Origin of the sequence: Candidatus Hecatella orcuttiae, from assembly GCF_002009985.1 — an archaeon.
GTDB lineage: Archaea > Thermoproteota > Bathyarchaeia > Hecatellales > Hecatellaceae > Hecatella > Hecatella orcuttiae.
The window spans coordinates 792,908-810,908 of record NZ_MTLX02000005.1; the positions used below are offsets into that span (position 1 = coordinate 792,908).

General features: G+C 52.8%; 18 protein-coding genes. 8 read left to right on the forward strand and 10 right to left on the reverse strand.

Annotation, left to right across the window (positions count from 1 at the left end; translation table 11 throughout):
• Positions 1-13: 13 nt before the first annotated feature.
• Positions 14-1,048 (reverse strand): isocitrate/isopropylmalate dehydrogenase family protein, encoded by a 1,035-nt coding sequence (locus tag BWM17_RS07085; RefSeq protein ID WP_309493234.1) that lies wholly within the window; start codon positions 1,046-1,048, stop codon positions 14-16.
• A gap of 116 nt (positions 1,049-1,164) precedes the next feature.
• Here BWM17_RS07085 and BWM17_RS07090 point away from each other — a divergent pair, with 116 nt between their 5' ends.
• Together BWM17_RS07090 and BWM17_RS07095 are read left to right on the forward strand one after the other, a co-directional pair.
• Entirely contained in the window at positions 1,165-1,683 is a 519-nt protein-coding gene (locus BWM17_RS07090; RefSeq protein ID WP_309493235.1) for a Mut7-C RNAse domain-containing protein, read from the forward strand.
• Positions 1,680-2,309: a TIGR00296 family protein gene (locus BWM17_RS07095; RefSeq protein ID WP_309493236.1), complete on the forward strand. Its 630-nt coding sequence runs from the start codon at positions 1,680-1,682 to the stop codon at positions 2,307-2,309. Before BWM17_RS07090 ends, BWM17_RS07095 begins: the two co-directional genes overlap by 4 nt.
• Before the next feature lie 17 nt (positions 2,310-2,326).
• Here BWM17_RS07095 and BWM17_RS07100 read toward each other — a convergent pair whose 3' ends face one another.
• Both BWM17_RS07100 and BWM17_RS07105 read right to left on the reverse strand, forming a co-directional pair.
• Positions 2,327-3,469: a glycosyltransferase gene (locus tag BWM17_RS07100; RefSeq protein WP_309493237.1), complete on the reverse strand. Its 1,143-nt coding sequence runs from the start codon at positions 3,467-3,469 to the stop codon at positions 2,327-2,329.
• Between the two features lie 73 nt (positions 3,470-3,542).
• Positions 3,543-4,736, reverse strand: a complete 1,194-nt coding sequence (locus tag BWM17_RS07105; RefSeq protein WP_309493238.1) for an MFS transporter — start codon at positions 4,734-4,736, stop codon at positions 3,543-3,545.
• A gap of 212 nt (positions 4,737-4,948) precedes the next feature.
• On the opposite strand from BWM17_RS07105, the gene BWM17_RS07110 reads away from it, so the two are divergent.
• Positions 4,949-5,323: a hypothetical protein gene (locus BWM17_RS07110; RefSeq protein ID WP_309493239.1), complete on the forward strand. Its 375-nt coding sequence runs from the start codon at positions 4,949-4,951 to the stop codon at positions 5,321-5,323.
• 76 nt (positions 5,324-5,399) lie between these two features.
• Here BWM17_RS07110 and BWM17_RS07115 read toward each other — a convergent pair whose 3' ends face one another.
• The 7 genes from BWM17_RS07115 to BWM17_RS07145 form a co-directional block, all read right to left on the reverse strand.
• Positions 5,400-5,855, reverse strand: coding sequence for a hypothetical protein (locus BWM17_RS07115; protein ID WP_309493240.1), 456 nt, complete (start codon positions 5,853-5,855; stop codon positions 5,400-5,402).
• 8 nt (positions 5,856-5,863) lie between these two features.
• The gene (locus BWM17_RS07120; RefSeq protein WP_309493241.1) at positions 5,864-6,121 is read right to left on the reverse strand and encodes a TIGR00304 family membrane protein; all 258 of its coding nucleotides are present in this window, start codon (positions 6,119-6,121) and stop codon (positions 5,864-5,866) included.
• A gap of 92 nt (positions 6,122-6,213) precedes the next feature.
• Entirely contained in the window at positions 6,214-8,355 is a 2,142-nt protein-coding gene (locus BWM17_RS07125; protein WP_309493242.1) for a CDC48 family AAA ATPase, read from the reverse strand.
• A 126-nt stretch (positions 8,356-8,481) separates the two neighbouring features.
• Positions 8,482-8,877 carry a helix-turn-helix domain-containing protein gene (locus BWM17_RS07130; protein ID WP_309493243.1) on the reverse strand — a complete coding sequence of 132 codons (396 nt, stop codon included), beginning with the start codon at positions 8,875-8,877 and terminating at the stop codon, positions 8,482-8,484.
• A 102-nt stretch (positions 8,878-8,979) separates the two neighbouring features.
• On the reverse strand, positions 8,980-9,996 hold the full coding sequence (locus BWM17_RS07135) for a polyprenyl synthetase family protein (RefSeq protein WP_309493244.1): 1,017 nt from the start codon (positions 9,994-9,996) through the stop codon (positions 8,980-8,982).
• Between the two features lie 38 nt (positions 9,997-10,034).
• Positions 10,035-11,069 (reverse strand): NAD(P)-dependent glycerol-1-phosphate dehydrogenase, encoded by a 1,035-nt coding sequence (locus BWM17_RS07140; protein WP_342766508.1) that lies wholly within the window; start codon positions 11,067-11,069, stop codon positions 10,035-10,037.
• 52 nt (positions 11,070-11,121) lie between these two features.
• Entirely contained in the window at positions 11,122-12,300 is a 1,179-nt protein-coding gene (locus BWM17_RS07145) for an NAD(P)/FAD-dependent oxidoreductase (RefSeq protein WP_309493246.1), read from the reverse strand.
• A 149-nt stretch (positions 12,301-12,449) separates the two neighbouring features.
• Between BWM17_RS07145 and tes the strand changes: the two genes are divergently transcribed.
• The 5 genes from tes to BWM17_RS07170 all read left to right on the forward strand — a co-directional run bounded on the left by tes (position 12,450) and on the right by BWM17_RS07170 (position 17,950).
• Positions 12,450-14,063, forward strand: coding sequence for a tetraether lipid synthase Tes (gene tes / locus BWM17_RS07150; protein ID WP_309493247.1), 1,614 nt, complete (start codon positions 12,450-12,452; stop codon positions 14,061-14,063).
• Between the two features lie 91 nt (positions 14,064-14,154).
• A complete protein-coding gene (locus BWM17_RS07155) occupies positions 14,155-15,498 on the forward strand; it encodes a UbiD family decarboxylase (protein ID WP_309493248.1) in 1,344 nt (447 codons plus the stop codon).
• Between the two features lie 7 nt (positions 15,499-15,505).
• Positions 15,506-16,711: an aconitase X catalytic domain-containing protein gene (locus tag BWM17_RS07160; RefSeq protein WP_309493752.1), complete on the forward strand. Its 1,206-nt coding sequence runs from the start codon at positions 15,506-15,508 to the stop codon at positions 16,709-16,711.
• Positions 16,708-17,124 carry an aconitase X swivel domain-containing protein gene (locus BWM17_RS07165; protein ID WP_309493249.1) on the forward strand — a complete coding sequence of 139 codons (417 nt, stop codon included), beginning with the start codon at positions 16,708-16,710 and terminating at the stop codon, positions 17,122-17,124. The genes BWM17_RS07160 and BWM17_RS07165 overlap by 4 nt, the downstream gene beginning before the upstream one ends.
• 40 nt (positions 17,125-17,164) lie before the next feature.
• Entirely contained in the window at positions 17,165-17,950 is a 786-nt protein-coding gene (locus BWM17_RS07170; protein ID WP_309493753.1) for an isopentenyl phosphate kinase, read from the forward strand.
• Positions 17,951-18,001: the final 51 nt, after the last annotated feature.

An 18,001-nucleotide genomic window follows, 5' to 3' on the forward strand; every position in this document is an offset into this window, starting at 1 on the left:
CCGCCGGCAACCGTTAGATTTCCTGTCCTAAAATCTTCGCTGCTATGGCTTCAGCCATTTCGCTGGTAGTGGCGTTGCCTCCCAGATCGTAGGTTCGCGTCTTACCCTCCGTGAGGACGGCGAGGACGGCTTTTTCCACCCTCTCAGCGGCTTCCCCCTCTCCAAGATGATCCAGCATCATTTTGGCAGCTAGGATGGTGGCAAGAGGGTTAACCTTGTTCTTTCCCGCGTATTTTGGGGCTGAGCCGTGGACAGGCTCGAACATTCCGTAGGTGTCCCCCACATTGGCTCCGGCGGCGAAGCCCAAGCCCCCTACCAGCTGAGCTGCTTCGTCGGAGAGGATGTCTCCAAACATGTTGGTAGTGACCACCACGTCGAATGTTTCCGGCCTTTTGATGAGCTGCATGGCCATGGCGTCGATACGTTGCTCCTCCACCGCTACTTCCGGATACTCCTTAGCCACGTCTAGTACAGCTTGTTTGAAAATTCCGTCGGTGAGCTTTAGGATGTTTCCTTTATGGACGTAGGTTACCAGTTTCTTTCTTTTGGAGGCTAGGTTGAAAGCGCAGCGGGCTATTCTTTCACAGGCTTTTCTTGTTATAAGCCTTAAAGCTACAGCGACTCCGGGGACTATTTCGACTTCTTTGGCGAAGTAAAAGCCTTCAGTGTTCTCCCTTAGGATGATCAAGTCGATGTCGGGTTTAAGGGCGGCCACTCCCGGCAAGGTTTTACACGGCCGAATGTTGGCGTAGAGGTCGTAAAGTTTCCTGATGGTCACGGCTACACTCACCGGGGAACCGGGTTCTTCAGGGGTGGTCATGGGGCCTTTGAGGCAGACGCTGGTTTCTTTCAACATTTCCAAAGTTTCCGCGGGGAGGTTGGTTCCGTATTTAGCGATACAATGGTATCCCGCTTCCCCGCGGAGGTATTCGAGCCTTAACCCCTTCACCGCGTCTTGCACCGCATCCAGAACGGTGAGGGCGGCCTCTACAACTTCAGGGCCTATGCCGTCGCCGGGAAGCACCGCTATTTTATAGACATTGGTCATGGTGGATCCCCAAGTCGGAAAGACCGTTCAAAGCCTGTTCTATGATGGGTGGTGTTCCTTAAAAAGTTGGCTTACCAAGAAGCTAAACTTTAAGGCATGGGCTGCCAAAGTAGAAGATGAACTCAATGTCTTTAAAAATACGCTTCCTCGCCGACGGAATGCTGGGAAAGCTAACCCGATGGCTGAGGATGCTGGGCTACGACGTAGAATACATCCGAGACTCCCCAGACGAGAAACTAGTGGAGAGGGCTGAGAAAGAGAGAAGAGTTCTGCTGACCAGCGACCTCCACCTTTACAGGAGAGCCCTAAGACGAGGTATCCGAGCTCATCTAGTGGAGGGAAGAAAAGAGGCTGAAAAAATAGCCGGAATGGCTGGAAGGTTCAAACTGAAGTTGAAAATCAACCCCGAGAGCTCCCTGTGTCCCCGCTGCAATTCACCTCTTAGAGAGGCGGAAGCCTCCGTCTTGAGAAGCCTAATACCTGCCTCCGTCTTGAGGAAGCACCAGAAGTTCTGGGTCTGCACCAACTCTGAATGTGGGAAGGTTTACTGGAAAGGAAGCCACTGGAATGAAATAGATAAAATACTGGAAGAAGCTAGATCGTATCTGAGGAAGAATCTGAGGGTTAAACCTTGACCTTCCAGCTTACAGACGAAGAAGGAAGCTTCCTAGTTCACCTTGCAAGGGAAGCCATAATCCTCCATCTCCGCTCAGGAGAAAAGATGAAGCCTCCCCTAGGCACACCGCCAGCCCTGAAAACCAGATGCGGCGTGTTTGTAACTCTCAACAAAGTTAAAGGCGGGGAAAAAGAGTTGAGAGGTTGCATAGGCTACCCTGAACCCACAGCACCCTTGGTAGAGGCAACCATCGACTCAGCCCTCAACGCAGCGTTTTCAGACCCCCGATTCCCACCTCTCAGAGAAAAAGAGCTGGCGGAAGTCGTGGTGGAGGTAAGCGTCCTAACGCCTCTCCAGCCCGTTCGAGTAAAAGACCCACGCGAACACCTAAACCACATTAAGGTGGGCGTAGACGGATTGGTGGTGGAGAGAGGTTGGAACAGAGGCTTGCTTCTCCCTCAGGTTCCCGTGGAGTGGGGCTGGGATGTGGAAGAGTTCCTGGCCCACGGCTGCCTAAAGGCTGGGCTTCCCCCGGATGCGTGGCTTCTATCCGGAACGAAAATCTACAAGTTTCAAGCCATCATCTTTGAAGAGGAGGAGCCGGGGGGAAAGGTTAGAAGGCGAACTCAGCCTAGCGATGGGTGAAGGAAGTTCTCCGGAGACTATCTGCGGGCGGCTTCGATGAGCCTGACGGCTTCCCTGACACCGTTGAACTTGCTTGCGTATTTTCTCAGCTTCATGATGTTCTTTTTATAGTAACTGTAATTGTTCACTATTTTTTCCACAGCAGCCTTCAATTTAGTTGAGGTAACTTTCCCCTTGATGCGGATGGAGCAGCCCATCTCCTGCATTTTCTTCGCATTCGCATCCTGCTCTACCTGGGTAGGTATGCATATGCTGGGTTTTCCGTACTTTATCACCTCAAAACATGTGTCATGGCCTCCGCTGAACAAGACCAGAAGCGCCCTCTCCATCCACTTCCCTCTTTCTTCCACCCAGCCTTTCACCAAGCAGTTTCCGACTTTCCTTTCAAAACTGCTTCCCGGCTCCCCTAGGCTTACCCTACTTTCGCAACTCATTCCGGAGAGAATGGGTATGATGGAGTCGGCTAGTTTGACCCTTGTACCCATGGGTCCGCTTATCGACGCGTAGATGAATTCTCCAGAATCGGCCAAGGGCTCCAAGCTCATGTCGGAGAAACTGCCCACGTAGTGCACGTTATCAAACCGTTTTAGATTGCCTAGATTATACTGGCAGACAGTATAAGGCGGTGGGAGGTCTGGAATGACAATGCTGCTACTATTCGACATGTAGTTATCCGCAAGCCTTTGAACGGGAAACGCCAAAAAATTGGCTAGGAAATGGTTCGGCTGGGTTATGTTTGTAATGAACACACATGGCATGCCTCTCCTCAAAGCCGCCCTTATAGTCGCCAAGTCCCCGTCTGACACGTAGAGGTCAGGCTTAACTTTGGGAATCTCATCCCTCAAAATATAATAATGACGTAAAAATTCTCCAAGCGCGCTAGGCTTCTTCCGGACTCCCCCCCCACTAGAGTCGAAATAAGGCAAAGGCAGAAAAACGTTTAAAAAAGAGGGCAGAACCTTCACGCCGCCAGCATCCTCATACCAAGAAACCCCGGGAGCAAAGTAAACCTCTTCGAAATTTTTCCTCAGTAATTCGTAAGCGTAACCGCCGGCGAGAAAATACACTTCATGGCCTCTCTTCTCCAGTTCTTTTCCAATTTTAACTGTCCTAAACGCATGCCCTGTGCCGATGTTGCAGGAAGTGTAAAGTATCCTCATGGGTTTCCCGGTTTCTTGGCTGCTAATACGATTAGTGATTGATCCGTATAACATTCAAAACCTTTTAATACTTTTAAGCCTGAGCCTCCGCTTCACCCCTTCTAATTCCTTCGAAGGTAAGCGGGCATCGTGGAAAGACGGATTGGCTATTTTTTATCTTCGCTGCAAACACCGTTGCTGCTCCTCCTGTGACGAGTGCTAGGAATAGGAAGGCCGCCTCAAAGCTGGCTACGTCCAGCAGATACCCCATGATTGTGGTGAGCAAAATTCGCCCTAAAAACCCGAGGAATAAAACTATTCCTAAAGTTGTGCCGCTGTGGATGGAAACGTCTATGGTTAGCTTGTTGGCTGAGGCGAAGGTGAAAGCGCTGAACCAAGCTATTAAAATCGAAAGGGTGAGCATTAGGTAAAATTGGTGGGATAAAGATAAGCCCCCCAAAGAAAGAGTGCAAACCATGAGGGACAACAGGATCAAAAGTCTGCAGCTTAAACGCTGAGCTGCGTAACCCCCTGATATTCTTGAAAAGGCATTCACCAACACAACTATCGATCCGAACATGATGCTGGAGATTAGGGTCTTCTCCAAAATGAAATAGCTGGTTATCCATGTTCCTATGGCTAGTTCTAGCCCCAGCGAAGAAAATTGAACTGTTCCCAGCGATAAAATCCTAGGGTCTCCGGCTATCTTTAGATCCTTCATCGACAAAGCGGGACATCCGACAGTCTGAGGCGTTTCCCTCTGTGCGATTAAAAAACCTAAAGCTGGAGACAATGAGAGTAAGGGAAAAAGATTGACTATCTTCCAGTCCACGGCTAAGGTTATCGGAGACACGACGAAGGCGGCGACGGTGCCGAAGCCGAAGAAGCCGCCGTACAGCCCTTGATTCTTGGCTTTTTCACCCTTTTCAGACCACACGGCGATGTAGTTGGCGGCGGCTACGAAATTAGAGCCAAGCACGGCTCCTAAAACAATTCTCAGCAGGAGGATATGCAAAAATTCCGTTGCGAAAAAAAGAGCGACTAAGATGGGGATGCTCAAAGTTAAAGTAAGCTTCAGAGTCTTATTTGCACCCAGTTTATCCGACATGAAGCCGCTGGGAATTAAGGCTACTAGGCCGCCTAACATCAGCAGGGACATCAACAGGCTGATTTCGGTGAAAGAGACGTTGAAAACTCTGACAAGCTCAGGCAAAATCGGAGCTATGCTAAAGATAGCCAGCCCGGCGGAGAAGTTGGATAAGCATGCGACGAGTAAATGCTTATTCATCGGAGTTCTCAGCCTCTCTCCTTCCGATAAATTCGCAGGATCGACAAACCGTCAAGTAACTCATGGTTATTCACATTTTCCCAAACATATTTAATTCCTCTCATTTTCCTCCTTGCCTGTTAGGTTGGCATCGCCCTCCACTGCCGAGGGTTAATATTAGGTTTATATAGACGTTCGCAAAACCCCCTCTCAAAGCGAAAAAGGTTGACGGTTTGGCTGAAAGGTATTTAAAGGCAGTTCAGAAAGTCCTCAACAAAGGCTCCGTTTACCTCAGACTCCACGGCTCCATATACAAGATAAGAAGCCTTGAAATCAAAGGCTCCGACGCCAAATTCGACTGCCGAAGCCTGCATAATGGGGAAAATTACGAGATCAGCTTTAAAATTGAAAAGAAACTCATGACCGACCTCATCGGCTTCGGCCTCAGAGACAAGCCCAACAGTGTGTTCGTGATTTCCGAGGATGCTGATAAGCCTATATGGTTTGAGACTTCGCTTCAAGAACTGATTGAGGAAGTGGAAAAACGAGCTCTGCGAAAAGACCTTCTAAAAGAATTAAGCACATACGCGGACATAGAAGAAACCTAACAGCCAATTTCCCGGGAGCCTGACACAGGCTTATCTTCCGGCAAATATCTCTTCGGGAAATCGTCCTCCCCGATTATTACTCAAACCACCTAGGCAATCTGCCAAGCCAAAGGAAGACAGCTACTAAGACCAGCATGAGAAAGACTGCCATAACGGCGATGATTGAAAATTGGGCGCTTTGGACATCGCCCCCAGAGCCGAAGCCGAAAATGAGGGGAAAAGGCCAGATGAAAAAGAAACCTGAGCCCTCCGAGGGAACACCGCCTAGGACAACGGCCAAGAAGACTAAGGTCATGCCTGCAAAGATCGCCATAAAACCCAAAGTTAAGAGATAGGGCAAAAGCCCTAAGCTAGGAGGACTTCCTGAGCTGTAGGTTTCCGCCGTCTCCTCCCTTTCTGAGGAGGTAGGTCTGCATCCAAGGCAAGTCCAGTTCCAAGGGTTCACACACCGCTCGCAAACTTTTCGGCCGCATTCTTGGCAGACATAGCGGGCTCGACGGCGGAAGCAGACCTCGCAGTTTAGGGAGGTCATCCAGCCGCTCAGCCTCCTCTGAGCAGAACTGGCATCACCGTGAAAACCAGCGCAACCAGCATGAGGATTAGGGTGAGGTATATCAGCGTTTTCACCGTCTTAGTGTCGGAGCCGAAGACTATGGGGAAAGGTCCCAGCAGCACAACGCCCCCCGTGGTTTTAGGTCGAGTCTTACCTAAGCCCAAGCCGGAGAGCAAAACGGCTAGAAAGACTAGGAGAAAGCCGACTGTGATCAGCAGAAAACCCAAGAACGCTAGGTCCGTCATAGGCTTGTCGAATAGGAGGCACTCGGATTCGACTTATAACTCTTGCTGGATAGGCAGCTTCACGAGGTCTGCTTGGGGCTTTAACGTTTCTCCTAGGCGTAGATGGGTGCTTCCATAGGTAGCCTGGATTGGGGGGATGGTGCTGCCTTGGAAGGTTTAACCTTGGCTGCGGCTTGCTCGAAGTGACGGAGGTAGACTTTTTCCGCTTTCATGTCTTCCCTCAGCGCTATCATGCCTGCTTCACGGCAGAGGGCCTCCAGTTCAGCGCCTACATAGCCTTCGGTCATGTCCGCCAGCTTTTCTAGGTTTACATCCGAAGCCAAAGGCATGTTCCTTGTGTGCACTTGCAGTATCTTCAGCCTTGAATCCCTGTCAGGCACAGGCACGTTCATGATCCGGTCGAACCTTCCCGGTCTTAGAAGGGCTGGGTCGATGAGGTCGGGCCTATTGGAGGCGGCTATTACGACTACTCCCCTCAGGTTTTCCAACCCGTCCATTTCGGTGAGCAGCTGGCTTATGACTCTCTCCGTCACATGAGAGTCTCCGAAGCCGGAGTCTTTCCGCGGAGCTATGGCGTCGATTTCGTCGAAGAAAATTATCGCGGGAGCAACCGTCCTAGCCCTCCGGAACACTTCCCGGATGGCTTTCTCGGATTCTCCAACCCATTTGCTTAAGACCTCGGGGCCCTTGATGGAGATGAAGTTGGCTTCGCTTTCGTTGGCCACAGCCTTAGCCAGCAGCGTCTTCCCCGTGCCCGGTGGGCCGGCTAAGAGAATGCCTCGAGGCGGCCTGATGCCCATGCGTTTGAAGCTTTCAGGGTTGTGAAGAGGCCATTCTACAGCCTCCTTCAGCGCTTGTTTGACGTCTTCAAGCCCTCCGATGTCCGTCCATCGGACGTTGGGCTTTTCTATGAGGACTTCCCGCATGGCAGAGGGTTGAACTTCCTTGAGAGCTTCGAAGAAGTCTTCTTTTGTCACTTCGATTTTCTGCAAAACCTCCGGTGGAATGGTGTCCTTCTCCAAGTCTAGGTTGGGCAAAACTCTGCTCAACGTTTTCATGGCTGCTTCCCTGCAAAGGGCTGCCAGGTCAGCGCCTACGAACCCGTGGGTGATGTCGGCTAACTCCTCCAAGTTGACATCTTTGCTCAGCGGCATATTCCGAGAATGCACCTGCAGGATTTCCAGTCTTCCCTGCCGGTCTGGAACTCCTATTTCAATCTCTCTGTCAAATCGCCCCGGCCTCCGCAAGGCTTCATCGATGGCATTAGGCCTGTTGGTAGCTGCCATGACGATGACTTGCCCCCTAGCCTCCAGACCATCCATCAAGGCTAGAAGCTGGGAGACTATTCTGCGCTCTACTTCCCCTGTTGCCTCTGAACGTTTCGGAGCTATGGCGTCGATTTCGTCGATGAAGATGATGCTAGGAGCGTTCTCCGCTGCCTCCTTGAAGATCTGCCTCAACTGCTCCTCGGATTGGCCGTAGAATTTGCTCATGATCTCAGGCCCGTTGATGAGGATGAAGTTAGCGTTGGTTTCGTTGGCCACAGCCTTAGCCAGCAGCGTCTTACCGCATCCCGGAGGCCCGTGAAGGAGGACGCCTTTGGGTGGGTCGATGCCTAGGCGGTTGAAGAGCTCCGGGTGCTTTAGGGGTAGCTCCACCATTTCCCTGATTTTCTTTACAGCATCCTTCAAGCCGCCTATGTCCTCATAGGTCACTCGGGGAACGGTTCCCACGCCTTTGACGGGAGTTTCGCGAATGGTGAGCGTAGTGTTTTCCTCTATCTGAACCAATCCTTTTGGGACGGTGTTGACGACGGTGAGTTCTAGGGCCCGGCCGAGGACTCCAACCGCCACGATGTCCCCCGCCGTCACAGGCCTGTTTAAAAGGTACTGTTTAACGTAATCTTCAAACCCTTCCCCAAACTTTATCGGTTGGGTTGGGGCAAGGATGATTTTTTCAGCGTTCTGAACTTCAGCTTTTTTGATGGTGACGGTGTCCCCTATGGAGACTTGGGCGTTGCTGCGGGTTAAGCCGTCCATTCGCACTATTCCAAGACCCACGTCTTCCGCATAAGCAGGCCAGACGATGGCGGCGGTGGTCTTTTTCCCTTGTATTTCGACGATGTCCCCAGATGTGACGCCTAGTTTTTCCATGGTTTTTGGGTCGATGCGGAGGATTCCTCGCCCTGCATCTCTTTGTGTGGCTTCTGCCACTTTCAGTTGAATGCCGGTCATGTTCCATCACCTCCTTTACATAAGGGTTAGTAACTTTCTATTTTGGAAAGCTATATAGTTAATAGTTCGGGAGGTATATAAACTTTACTCTTAATATAGCTTCTTACCAAAAAGGTAAGTAAAAATTTACCCGAATTCCAGCGTAAAATCCTTCATCCTGTCAATCTTCTTCAGAATAGCCGCCATTTCCCTCAGCTGGGCCAAAATTATCTTCCCTAAGGGCGATAGTTGGTAGCCTTCCGGCTCCCGGGCAATAGCCTCCGCCTTCAGCAAGTCATCTAAACACTGAGCTATGGTCTTCTGGCTGTAGCCTAGAGCCTGATGAAGCTCGGTGAAGGTTAAAGACGGTTTCTCAGCTAGAAGCCGCATAACCCGGTAGCGGCTCTCGTTGGAGATGACCCTGAAAAGCTCGATCACGGGGTCGAGGTCTTTAGTAGCCACTAGTTTTACGTCGATTTCCTCGTCTATGATAACTTGCCCGTCTTTGGTGCTGAGTTTAAGCCGGCGGACTTTTATCCCCATTGCTTGTCATCTCTGTTATTAATAAATAGAGTGAGGCATATAAACTTTACTTAAAAGAAAGTAGCTTACCTTAAAAGTAAGTAAACAACCCTCGGCATGGAGTTAAAACTCACGCCGAACCAAAAGACCGGTCAAGGCGGCTAAATCCGCCCTAGCCTTAGTAGGCGGGAATCCCTCCAGCTCATCTAACGCCTCTCGGACGAGTTCTTCCGCTTTCCGTTGCGCATAGCTTGTAGAACCCAAGGACACGATTAACTCCCGAGCCTTAAGCAAGTCGGCTTCCGCCGGAGTCCCTTGCATCACTTGGAGGAAGAGAGCCCTCTGCTCCAGTTGAGCATGGTGAAGAGCGTGGATAATGGGCAGAGTCTTCTTCCCTTCCCTGAGATCGCTGCCCACAGGTTTACCCAGCTTCTCCTCTGAAGCCGTCAAGCCGAGGACGTCATCAACAATCTGGAAGGCTAAGCCTGCCAGCCGCGCGAAGCTTCCCAGCCTTTCGACTTGACTCTGAGAACCTCCGCCCACGATGGCTCCAGCTTGGGCGGCTGTCTTGAAGAGGTAGGCAGTTTTCTTTTCCACCATCATAAAATACTGTTCCTCCGTGACTTCCTCCACCTTAGGGTAGGTCATGTCTAGCATCTGACCCTCACACAGCTGGATGGCAGCTTCAGTGAGAAGGGCGAAAACCTTAAGGGCCCGGCTTTCGGGAATTCCCCCCTTCCCAGCTTTTTCCAAGACCGCCTCGTAGACTTTGGCGAAAAGGAGGTCGCCGGCAATGATCCCCACCGGTTCCCCCCACCGTGCATGGACGGAAGCGACTCCCCGCCTTACAGGGTCTCTGTCAATGATGTCGTCGTGGATGAGGGTGAAAGTGTGCAGAAGCTCCACAGCCGCAGCGACGGGAAGTGCATTCTCCGCGTTTCCCCCAACTAGTTCACAGGTTTTAACCGCCAAGTAGGGTCGGAGCATTTTCCCTCCCGCGGATGGAAGATGTCGGGCTGCTTGGTAAAGGAGTTGGAGTTCCGGTTTTTCAACTGTCAACATTTCAGCTATGATCTTTCCTACCTTTCGGGAGACTTCTCCCAGGTCATCCGGCCAAGGGAGGCTTGAATTTGAAGCCAAACTGCATCCGGCCTCTTATTGCCTTGAAAACTAAATTCTTAGATAACTCCAGTATTTTTAGCTAATCTATGAGCAGCGTCTTTACTTAAACCCTTTTCTCCTAGGATGGTGTACCTTTGGGGTCTTATTTTATGAGCCATAGCCAATGCCTCCACCACATCCTGAGGGGAAACATGAAGCTCCTCCGCTGTGGTAGGCGCTCCTACTTTTCGGAGGACATCCCTAACCATCTTCCACTTCAACTTGTGAAGATACGCCATCATGATGGTTCCCACCCCGCAGCGTTCACCGTGAAGAGCCCGGTCGGGAGCTATCATGTTTAAGGCGTGACTGAAGAGATGCTCGGAACCGCTGCAAGGCCTAGAGCTGCCTGCAATGCTCATGGCTACTCCGCAGCTGATGAGAGCCTCCACCACGATGCGCACTCCCTGTTGCGAGTTTTCGTGAATCAGGTCAGCGTTCTTGGACACCAAGCGGGCACTCATCAAAGCTAGGTTGGCAGCGTAGTCCCCATAATACTCGTTTTGAAGCTGGTGGGAAAGCCACCAGTCCTTGACCGCTGTATATTTCGCCATGATGTCCCCACATCCGCTGGCTGTGAGCCGGTAGGGAGAGCCGGCGATCACGGAGATGTCGGCTATGATGGCCATGGGCGCTTGGGCGCCGACGGAAAGAGGCTTCTCCAGTCCTTTAAGGGAGGCTTGGGGGCTGGCTATGCCGTCGTGGGAGGCAGCGGTAGGTATGCTGATGAACTGCACCTGGCTTTTCGCGGAGCTGAGCTTGGTGACGTCGATGATTTTTCCTCCCCCCACACCTAAAACCACTTGGGGTTTAGACTCTTTGATCTTCCTCTCAGCGGCTTCAACCCAGTGAACGGTAGGCTCAGGGACAATGAGTTCTTCCACATCGAAACCCGCATCGGACAAGGAGTCAAGCACAGCCTCCGCCGCGGTGCTACGGGTTCGAGGCCCAGATATTACTAATCCCTTTTCGGAGAAGCCTAAGCTTCTGCAGGCTTCCCCCACCAAGCGGAGTAGGTTGTTTCCGACGATGACTCTCCTCGGCAGCTCCATGGAGTGAACAGGTTGCACGGTGTTTTATCCCCTGAACCTTTGATTCAAATCTTTATCCGCTCAGTAAGGCTTCTCCAAGGCGGGCTGCGAACTCGGGATGGCTCTGCAGTTTCTTTCCAACCTTTTCGATGTTGAAGCCGCTGGCTAAGTTCACAATATCTTCTCCAGTCAAGATTTCAGCCAGCTGGTTTAACTCCGAGTCCCCCAGCTTCTCTATCAGTTTGAGGGAAAGGAGGCTGTTGGCTATGCGCCTACTCCAGTAGGCGTATCGGCGGGGGTATTCTTCCAGGTCCACGTCTCCCTGAACAGCCGCCCGCCCGGCTACCTCCCCCGCTATTTTTCCAGCCACGATGGAGGTGTGAATTCCCCCGCCAGTCAGGGGGATAACTTGCCCTGCAGCATCCCCGCAGAGGAGCACACCTTCCCCGTGGACCACCCGGCCGATCTGTCCTCCCACTGGAACAGGGGCTGCTTGAATTTCCACAACTCTCGCCTTCTCAAACTTGGCGGGATGAGCTGCTATAAATTTGTCTAGGTAAGGTTTTGCAGGGGCTCCCCGGACTCCGATGCCCACGTTGGCCGAGCTCTCGCTTTTTGGAAAAATCCAAGCATAACCCAAGGGAGCGACTTCATGGCCTACGTAGGTCTCCAAGACATGGGGGTCGTCTAAGCGGCAGTTAACCATCTTATATTGGACGCAGGGAATAACCTCGTATCCTTCTCTGCTGAAAAATTTCTTCGCCACCAAAGAAGTGACGCCGTCACATCCGACCAGCATCTTACACTTTATCTCTCCGGTTTCGCCGAGCCGCTTCACCTTCAAGCGGAAAAGCCCCTGATTTTTTTCGACGTCTAAAACCGTCGCCCCCACTAGGATTTCAGCTCCCTGCTGAACTGCTTGGCATGCCAGTTCTTGGAGGAAGAGCTTCTTCTCCAAAAGGAAGCCTTCGCTGAAGCCCAGCTCCTCGGAGTAAATTTCAACCTTTTTCTCTTCGTTGGGAGCGTAGACCATGATGCCTTTCACTCTGTTGCAGATGAAACGGGGTGAGGGGTCTATCTCGGCGTCTGCTAACGTAGAGCCTGAAACAGCTTCCCCGCAGACCTTTGCCCCTAGGCTCCGCTCCTTCTCTAGGAGGAGAACTTCAGCTCCTGTTTGAGCTGCTTTCCGCGCAGCCATCAGCCCAGCCGGACCTGCGCCTACCACCGCCACGTCGAAGGTTTCTTGGCTCAAAGAGACACCTGCTCAATAAAGTTATTTTTTAAGCAAAGCCAGATAAATACCTACTGTATGCCGGTTGGAATAGCCTACCTTGGCCGCTTTTTAAGTAAAGGTTTATTATAGGTTGGTTTGCATATAATGTTTTAACATCGCATTTGGTGGTGCCTATCTCGACCGAGCTGACGGTTGAAGAAAGGGTGAAAGTGGATACAGGGCGGGAGGTCGGCGCTGAGGAGCTCCTTCGGAAAACCCAGAGCCTCTGCCCTGAGTGCCTCAAACTCATCCCCGCGGAAATCTACGCCAAAGAAGATAAGGTCTGGATAAGAAAGCAGTGCCCCGACCACGGGGAAGTCGTAGACCTCTACTGGGGCTCCTACTCCATGTACCAAAGAGCCCAGAAATACGAAAGAAGGGGCAAAGGTATCGAGAACCCCAAGATCTCCAAGGCTCACCCCGTTTGCCCGGTGGACTGCGGTCTTTGCAATATCCACCTCACCCACACTGCTTTGGCCAACATCGTGGTTACCAACCGATGCGACCTCACATGTTGGTATTGTTTCTTCTTCGCTGAGAAGGCTGGCTACGTCTACGAGCCCACCCTCGACCAGATAAGAGAGATGGCTAGGGCGTTAAGAAACGAGCGGCCGGTCCCCGCCAACGCTGTTCAGCTTACCGGAGGAGAACCCTGCCTTAGAGAAGATTTGGTGGACATTATCAGAATATGTAAGGAGGAAGGTATCGATCATGTTCAGCTTAACACCGACGGAATAAGACTGGCCACCGACCCCCACCTCGCTTCCAAGGTGAGGAAGGCAGGCGTCAACACGGTCTATTTGAGCTTCGACGGAGTTACCCCTAAGACTAATCCGAAGAACCACTGGGAAATTCCCGCGATCCTAGATAACTGCAGAAAAGCGGGGCTGGGCATTGTCTTCGTGCCTACCGTGCTGAAAACGGTGAACGACCACGAAGTAGGAGCCATCATCCGGCATGCGGTGAAAAACATCGATGTCGTCCGGGGAGTTAACTTCCAGCCTGTCTCTTTGGTTGGCAGGATGACGGAGCGGGAGAGGGCTCAGTACAGGATTACAATACCCGATGTGATTCAGAGGATCGAGGAGCAGATGGACGGGGAGATAGGCTCGGAGGACTTTTACACCGTGCCCTGCGTCACGGCTGTCAGCGACTTCGTGGAAGCCATAACCAAGAAGCCCAAATATGAGCTTGCCATCCACTTCGCCTGCGGCGCCGCCACCTACGTGTTCAAGGAAGGAGATCGGCTTATTCCTTTGCCGAGATTCGTCGATGTGGAAGGGCTCTTCGAGTATTTGAGGGAGAAAGCTGAGGAGATGAGGGCTGGGAAGAGTAAGTATCTGGTTTTGCCTAAGATGCTTTTCAAGCTGGGAAGCTTCATCGACAAGGAAAAACAGCCCAAAGGCCTCAACCTCGCCAAGATTCTCTTCCAGATTTTCCTGAAGCATGACTATCGGGCGCTGGGGGTCTTCCACCACCGTTCCCTGTTCATCGGCCTGATGCATTTCCAAGACCTCTACAACTGGGACATTGAACGTGTTATGAAATGCGACATCCACTACGCTGTGCCCGACGGGAGGATCATACCCTTCTGCACCTTCAACGTTATACCCCAGTGGTACAGGGATAAAATCCAGAGAGAGTACGGAATTCCCGTCGAAGAATGGGAGAAAAAGACAGGTAGACGGCTGAGAGACGACCTCTACAAAAGGAAGATGCCCTCCGCGCCCATGGAAAGCTAGGCCGGCGGCAATGCGACGGCTGTCTTTATAAGGATGTCAAAGATATTGGAAATTGAAGCCTGTTTCCGTTAACCTGCGGTCTGTGCCAGAGATGCCTGACCTGAGAAATTTTTTGAGGGAATCTGAAAAGATAGGAGACGTTTTCAAGGTCTCCCGGGAGGTCTCCGTTAAGTTCGAGGCCTCCGCCCTCATAAAGAGGCTGGAAGCTGAGGCCATCGTCTATCTGGAAAAGATCAGGGAGTCAGATTTCCCGGTGGTGGCCGGAGTCTGCGGGAGAAGAGAGCGGGTCCTCAGAGCATTGGGCGCGGGGGAAGCGGAGTTTTACAGCCGTCTGCTGGGGGCGCTTCAATCCCCTGTAAAAGCTGAAAGGGGAGAAGACGGCCCCGTGAAGGAGGTGAAGGAGGCTCCTGACCTTCGAAGGCTTCCCATCCTCACCCACTACGAGGGAGACGGGGGCCCCTATATTACCTCCGCGTTGGTTTCAGCCCGAAGCCTCGACGGCCGGGTGGAGAACGTCTCCATCCATAGGCTTCAAGTTTTGGATAACCGTCGCCTCGCCATAAGACTGGTGCCCCGGCATCTCTACCAGCTTCACCAGTCGGCTAAGGAGGCGCACAGGGCTTTGGATGTGGTCATCTCTATAGGGGTTCATCCCGCTCTCTCCCTAGCGGCCTCGTCCCCCGCTCCTTTTGGGGTGAGCGAATACGATGTGGCAAACGCCTTGCTGGGCGGAGGGCTTAAGCTGGTCAGGGGTGAGTCGGTGGAGGCCTACGCTCCAGCGGAGGCTGAGATAGTCTTGGAGGGTAGGCTGCTGCCTGGGGAGGAAGTGGAGGAAGGCCCTTTCGTGGACTTGACGGAAACCTATGATGCTGTCCGCCGGCAGCCGGTGGTGGAGGTTGTGAAGGTTTTCAGAAGGGAGAAACCCCTCTACCAAGCTCTCCAGCCCGGAGGCTGCGAGCATAGGCTTCTGATGGGCATGGCTCGGGAGGCTAAGATCTGGGAGGCGGTGAGAAACGTGGTTCCTGTGGTTAAGGCCGTCAACCTGACGGTGGGAGGATGCGGATGGCTTCACGCTGTCATAGCCGCGGAGAAACAGACAGACGGGGATGCCAAAAACATCATCCTCGCCGCCTTCGCCGCCCATCCCAGCCTGAAACATGTAACCGTAGTCGACCCTGACATCGACGTTCACAACCCTAGGGAGGTGGAGTGGGCTCTGGCTACCAGGTTTCAGGCCGATAAAGACTTAGTGGTGATTCCTCGGGCTCGAGGGTCAACTTTAGACCCTTCAGGAGACCAGAAGGAGGGCTTAACCGCCAAGATGGGGTTTGACGCTACAGTCCCCCGAACCTTGCCCAAAGAAAAATTCTCCAAGGCAAAGATTCCGGGGGAAGAGGAAACTTGCCGCCGTTTTCTAGGGGAAGCTGGAAGGTGACTTATCCCTGTTCTTAACCAGAGAAGAAGAGCGTATTTTGAACGGGGAGAAAGGTGAGGCCGCGGCGACTTGCATGCGGCTTCTCGTCACCTTGGGGGAGCTTTTCGAGGCGGATAGGATGATCCCCATAACCAGCGCCCACGTTTCAGGAGTTTCCTATAAAAACATCGGCACCGCCGGCTTGGAGCTTCTGGAGGAACTGGCCGGAAAAGGGGCGAAGGTTCAGGTGAAGACCACCCTCAACCCGACGGGGATGGATTTTTTTAAATGGAGAGAAGTGGGTGTAAAAGAGGAATTCGCCCGCGAACAGCTGCGGATCGTTGAGGCCTTCCGAAAGATGGGCTTACTGGAGGAGTTAACCTGCATACCCTACGAGGCGGGTAACCGGCCTTCGGCTGGGGAGCATGTTGCCTGGGCTGAATCCTCCGCCCTAGCCTACGCTAACTCCGTCCTAGGCGCTCGGACTAACCGGGAAAGCGGCATCTCCGCTCTTGCCAGCGCTGCGGTAGGCCGGACGCCCTACTACGGCCTCCACCTAGACGAAAACAGGGCGCCCACTCTCCTTGTGCAAGCTCCCCCGGAGCTGGAAGATCCTTTGGAATTCAGCGCCCTGGGATATTTCATCGGACAGAACTTCGGGAGAGCCGTCCCTCTTATTCGAGGGCTGAAAACCGTAAGGCCTGAAGGGTTGAAGGCCCTTGGAGCCGGGATGGCTGCCTCGGGGGCTGTGGCCCTCTACCACGTGGAAGGCCTGACTCCCGAAGCCCACCGTTTCTCGGAGAAGCCTCTGGGAGGCTGGGAGAGGCTGAGGGTGGATAGAAAAGACTTGGAGGAGACCCTTCGGAAGCTTTCCTGCGGGGCTGAGGGCGGTTATGACTGCGTTTTTCTCGGCTGTCCTCATTACAGCCTCCGCCAGCTTGAAAGGCTTACCTCCAAAGTGAGGGGAAGAAGGCTGCGTCGAAGGCTTTGGGTTTGCACCTCCAGAAAAGTCTATGAGGAAGCTGAAAGGAGAGGCTATGTGGCTGCCATAGAGGAGGCGGGAGGAGTGGTGCTCAGGGACACCTGCATGATAGTTTCCCCCACTGAGGAGTTAGGCATAGACACCGTGCTCACCGACTCCTGCAAGGCAGCGCATTATTTTCCCAGCCTCTGCAGGGTTAAAGCCAGCCTTGGAACCTTGGACGCCTGCGTGGAGGCCGCTGTAAGGCGTTGAGAACCCTGACCCTTAGGGGGAGAAAGCTGGTAGGCGGCTTGGCTGAGGGAGTCGCCCTTGTGACCAAGCAGCCCATATCCTTCTTCGGAGGCGTAAAACCGGAAACAGGCTTGGTGGTGGAAAGAGGCCACGAGCTTCAAGGCAAAAGTATCAGGGGAAAAGTTTTAGTTTTTCCTCACGGTAAGGGTAGCACTGTGGGCTCCTACACGCTTTATGCCTTAGCCAAACAGGGCGCGGCCCCTAGGGCTATCGTCAACCTTGAAACCGAGCCCATCATAGCCGTGGGCTGCGCTTTGACGGGGATACCGTTAGTGGACAGGCTGAACAAGGACCCTTTGGAAGTCATTGACACGGGGGATTATGTGAAGATCCTCGAAGATGGCACCGTGGAGGTAAGAAAAAGCCTAGCGTAAGCCCCCGGGGTGAAAGGCTATTCAACGTAACAAGTTAACCATTCTCAAGCTGGGCGGCTCGGTTATAACGGTGAAGGAGGAGAGATACACCCCCAACCAGGCTGCTATCTCTCGGCTTGTTGGAGAAATTAAGCAGGCTGAGGTTAAGCCGCTGATCCTAATCCACGGAGGAGGCAGCTACGGCCACCCCATCGCCAAGGACCACCAGATAAAGGGAGGCTACCGGGAGCCTTCTCAGCTTCAAGGTTTTGCCAAAACCCATCAAGCCATGGTCACCCTCAACGGAATGGTTTTAGAGGCTCTTCTTCAGGAGGACATACCCTCCATGAGTCTTCCCCCCTCTGCTTTCCTGACCACGGACAGGGGGCGTATCCGCTTCTTGGAGCTGAGGCCCATCCTCAAACTTTTGGAGCTAGGCGTCCTCCCCGTGCTCTACGGCGATGCCGTCTTGGATTCAACCCTAGGCTTCACCATTCTATCCGGAGACCAGCTGGCCGCCCACCTCGCCATAAAGCTTAACGCAGGCCGAATCATCATGGGCATAGACGTGGACGGCATTTACTCGAGAAACCCGAAAACAGACCCCTCAGCGCAGCTTATCCCCCATCTCACCCTCCATGAGCTGAGGGAAGTTCTCAAGCACCTTCAGGAAGAGACAGTGGAGGAAGCCGATGTCACAGGAAGCATGGCGGGGAAGATTCAGGAACTCATACCCGCCCTCAAACGGGGAGCCCAAGCCCTGATAGTAAATGCGGAAAAACCGGGCAACATCTACAAGGCTCTAAAACGGGAGCAAGTCCTAGGGACGACGCTTCAGGCAGTGTAGTGAAAAACCATGCCATATTTGTGCATATTTGTGCATGGCTTCCAGAAGCAA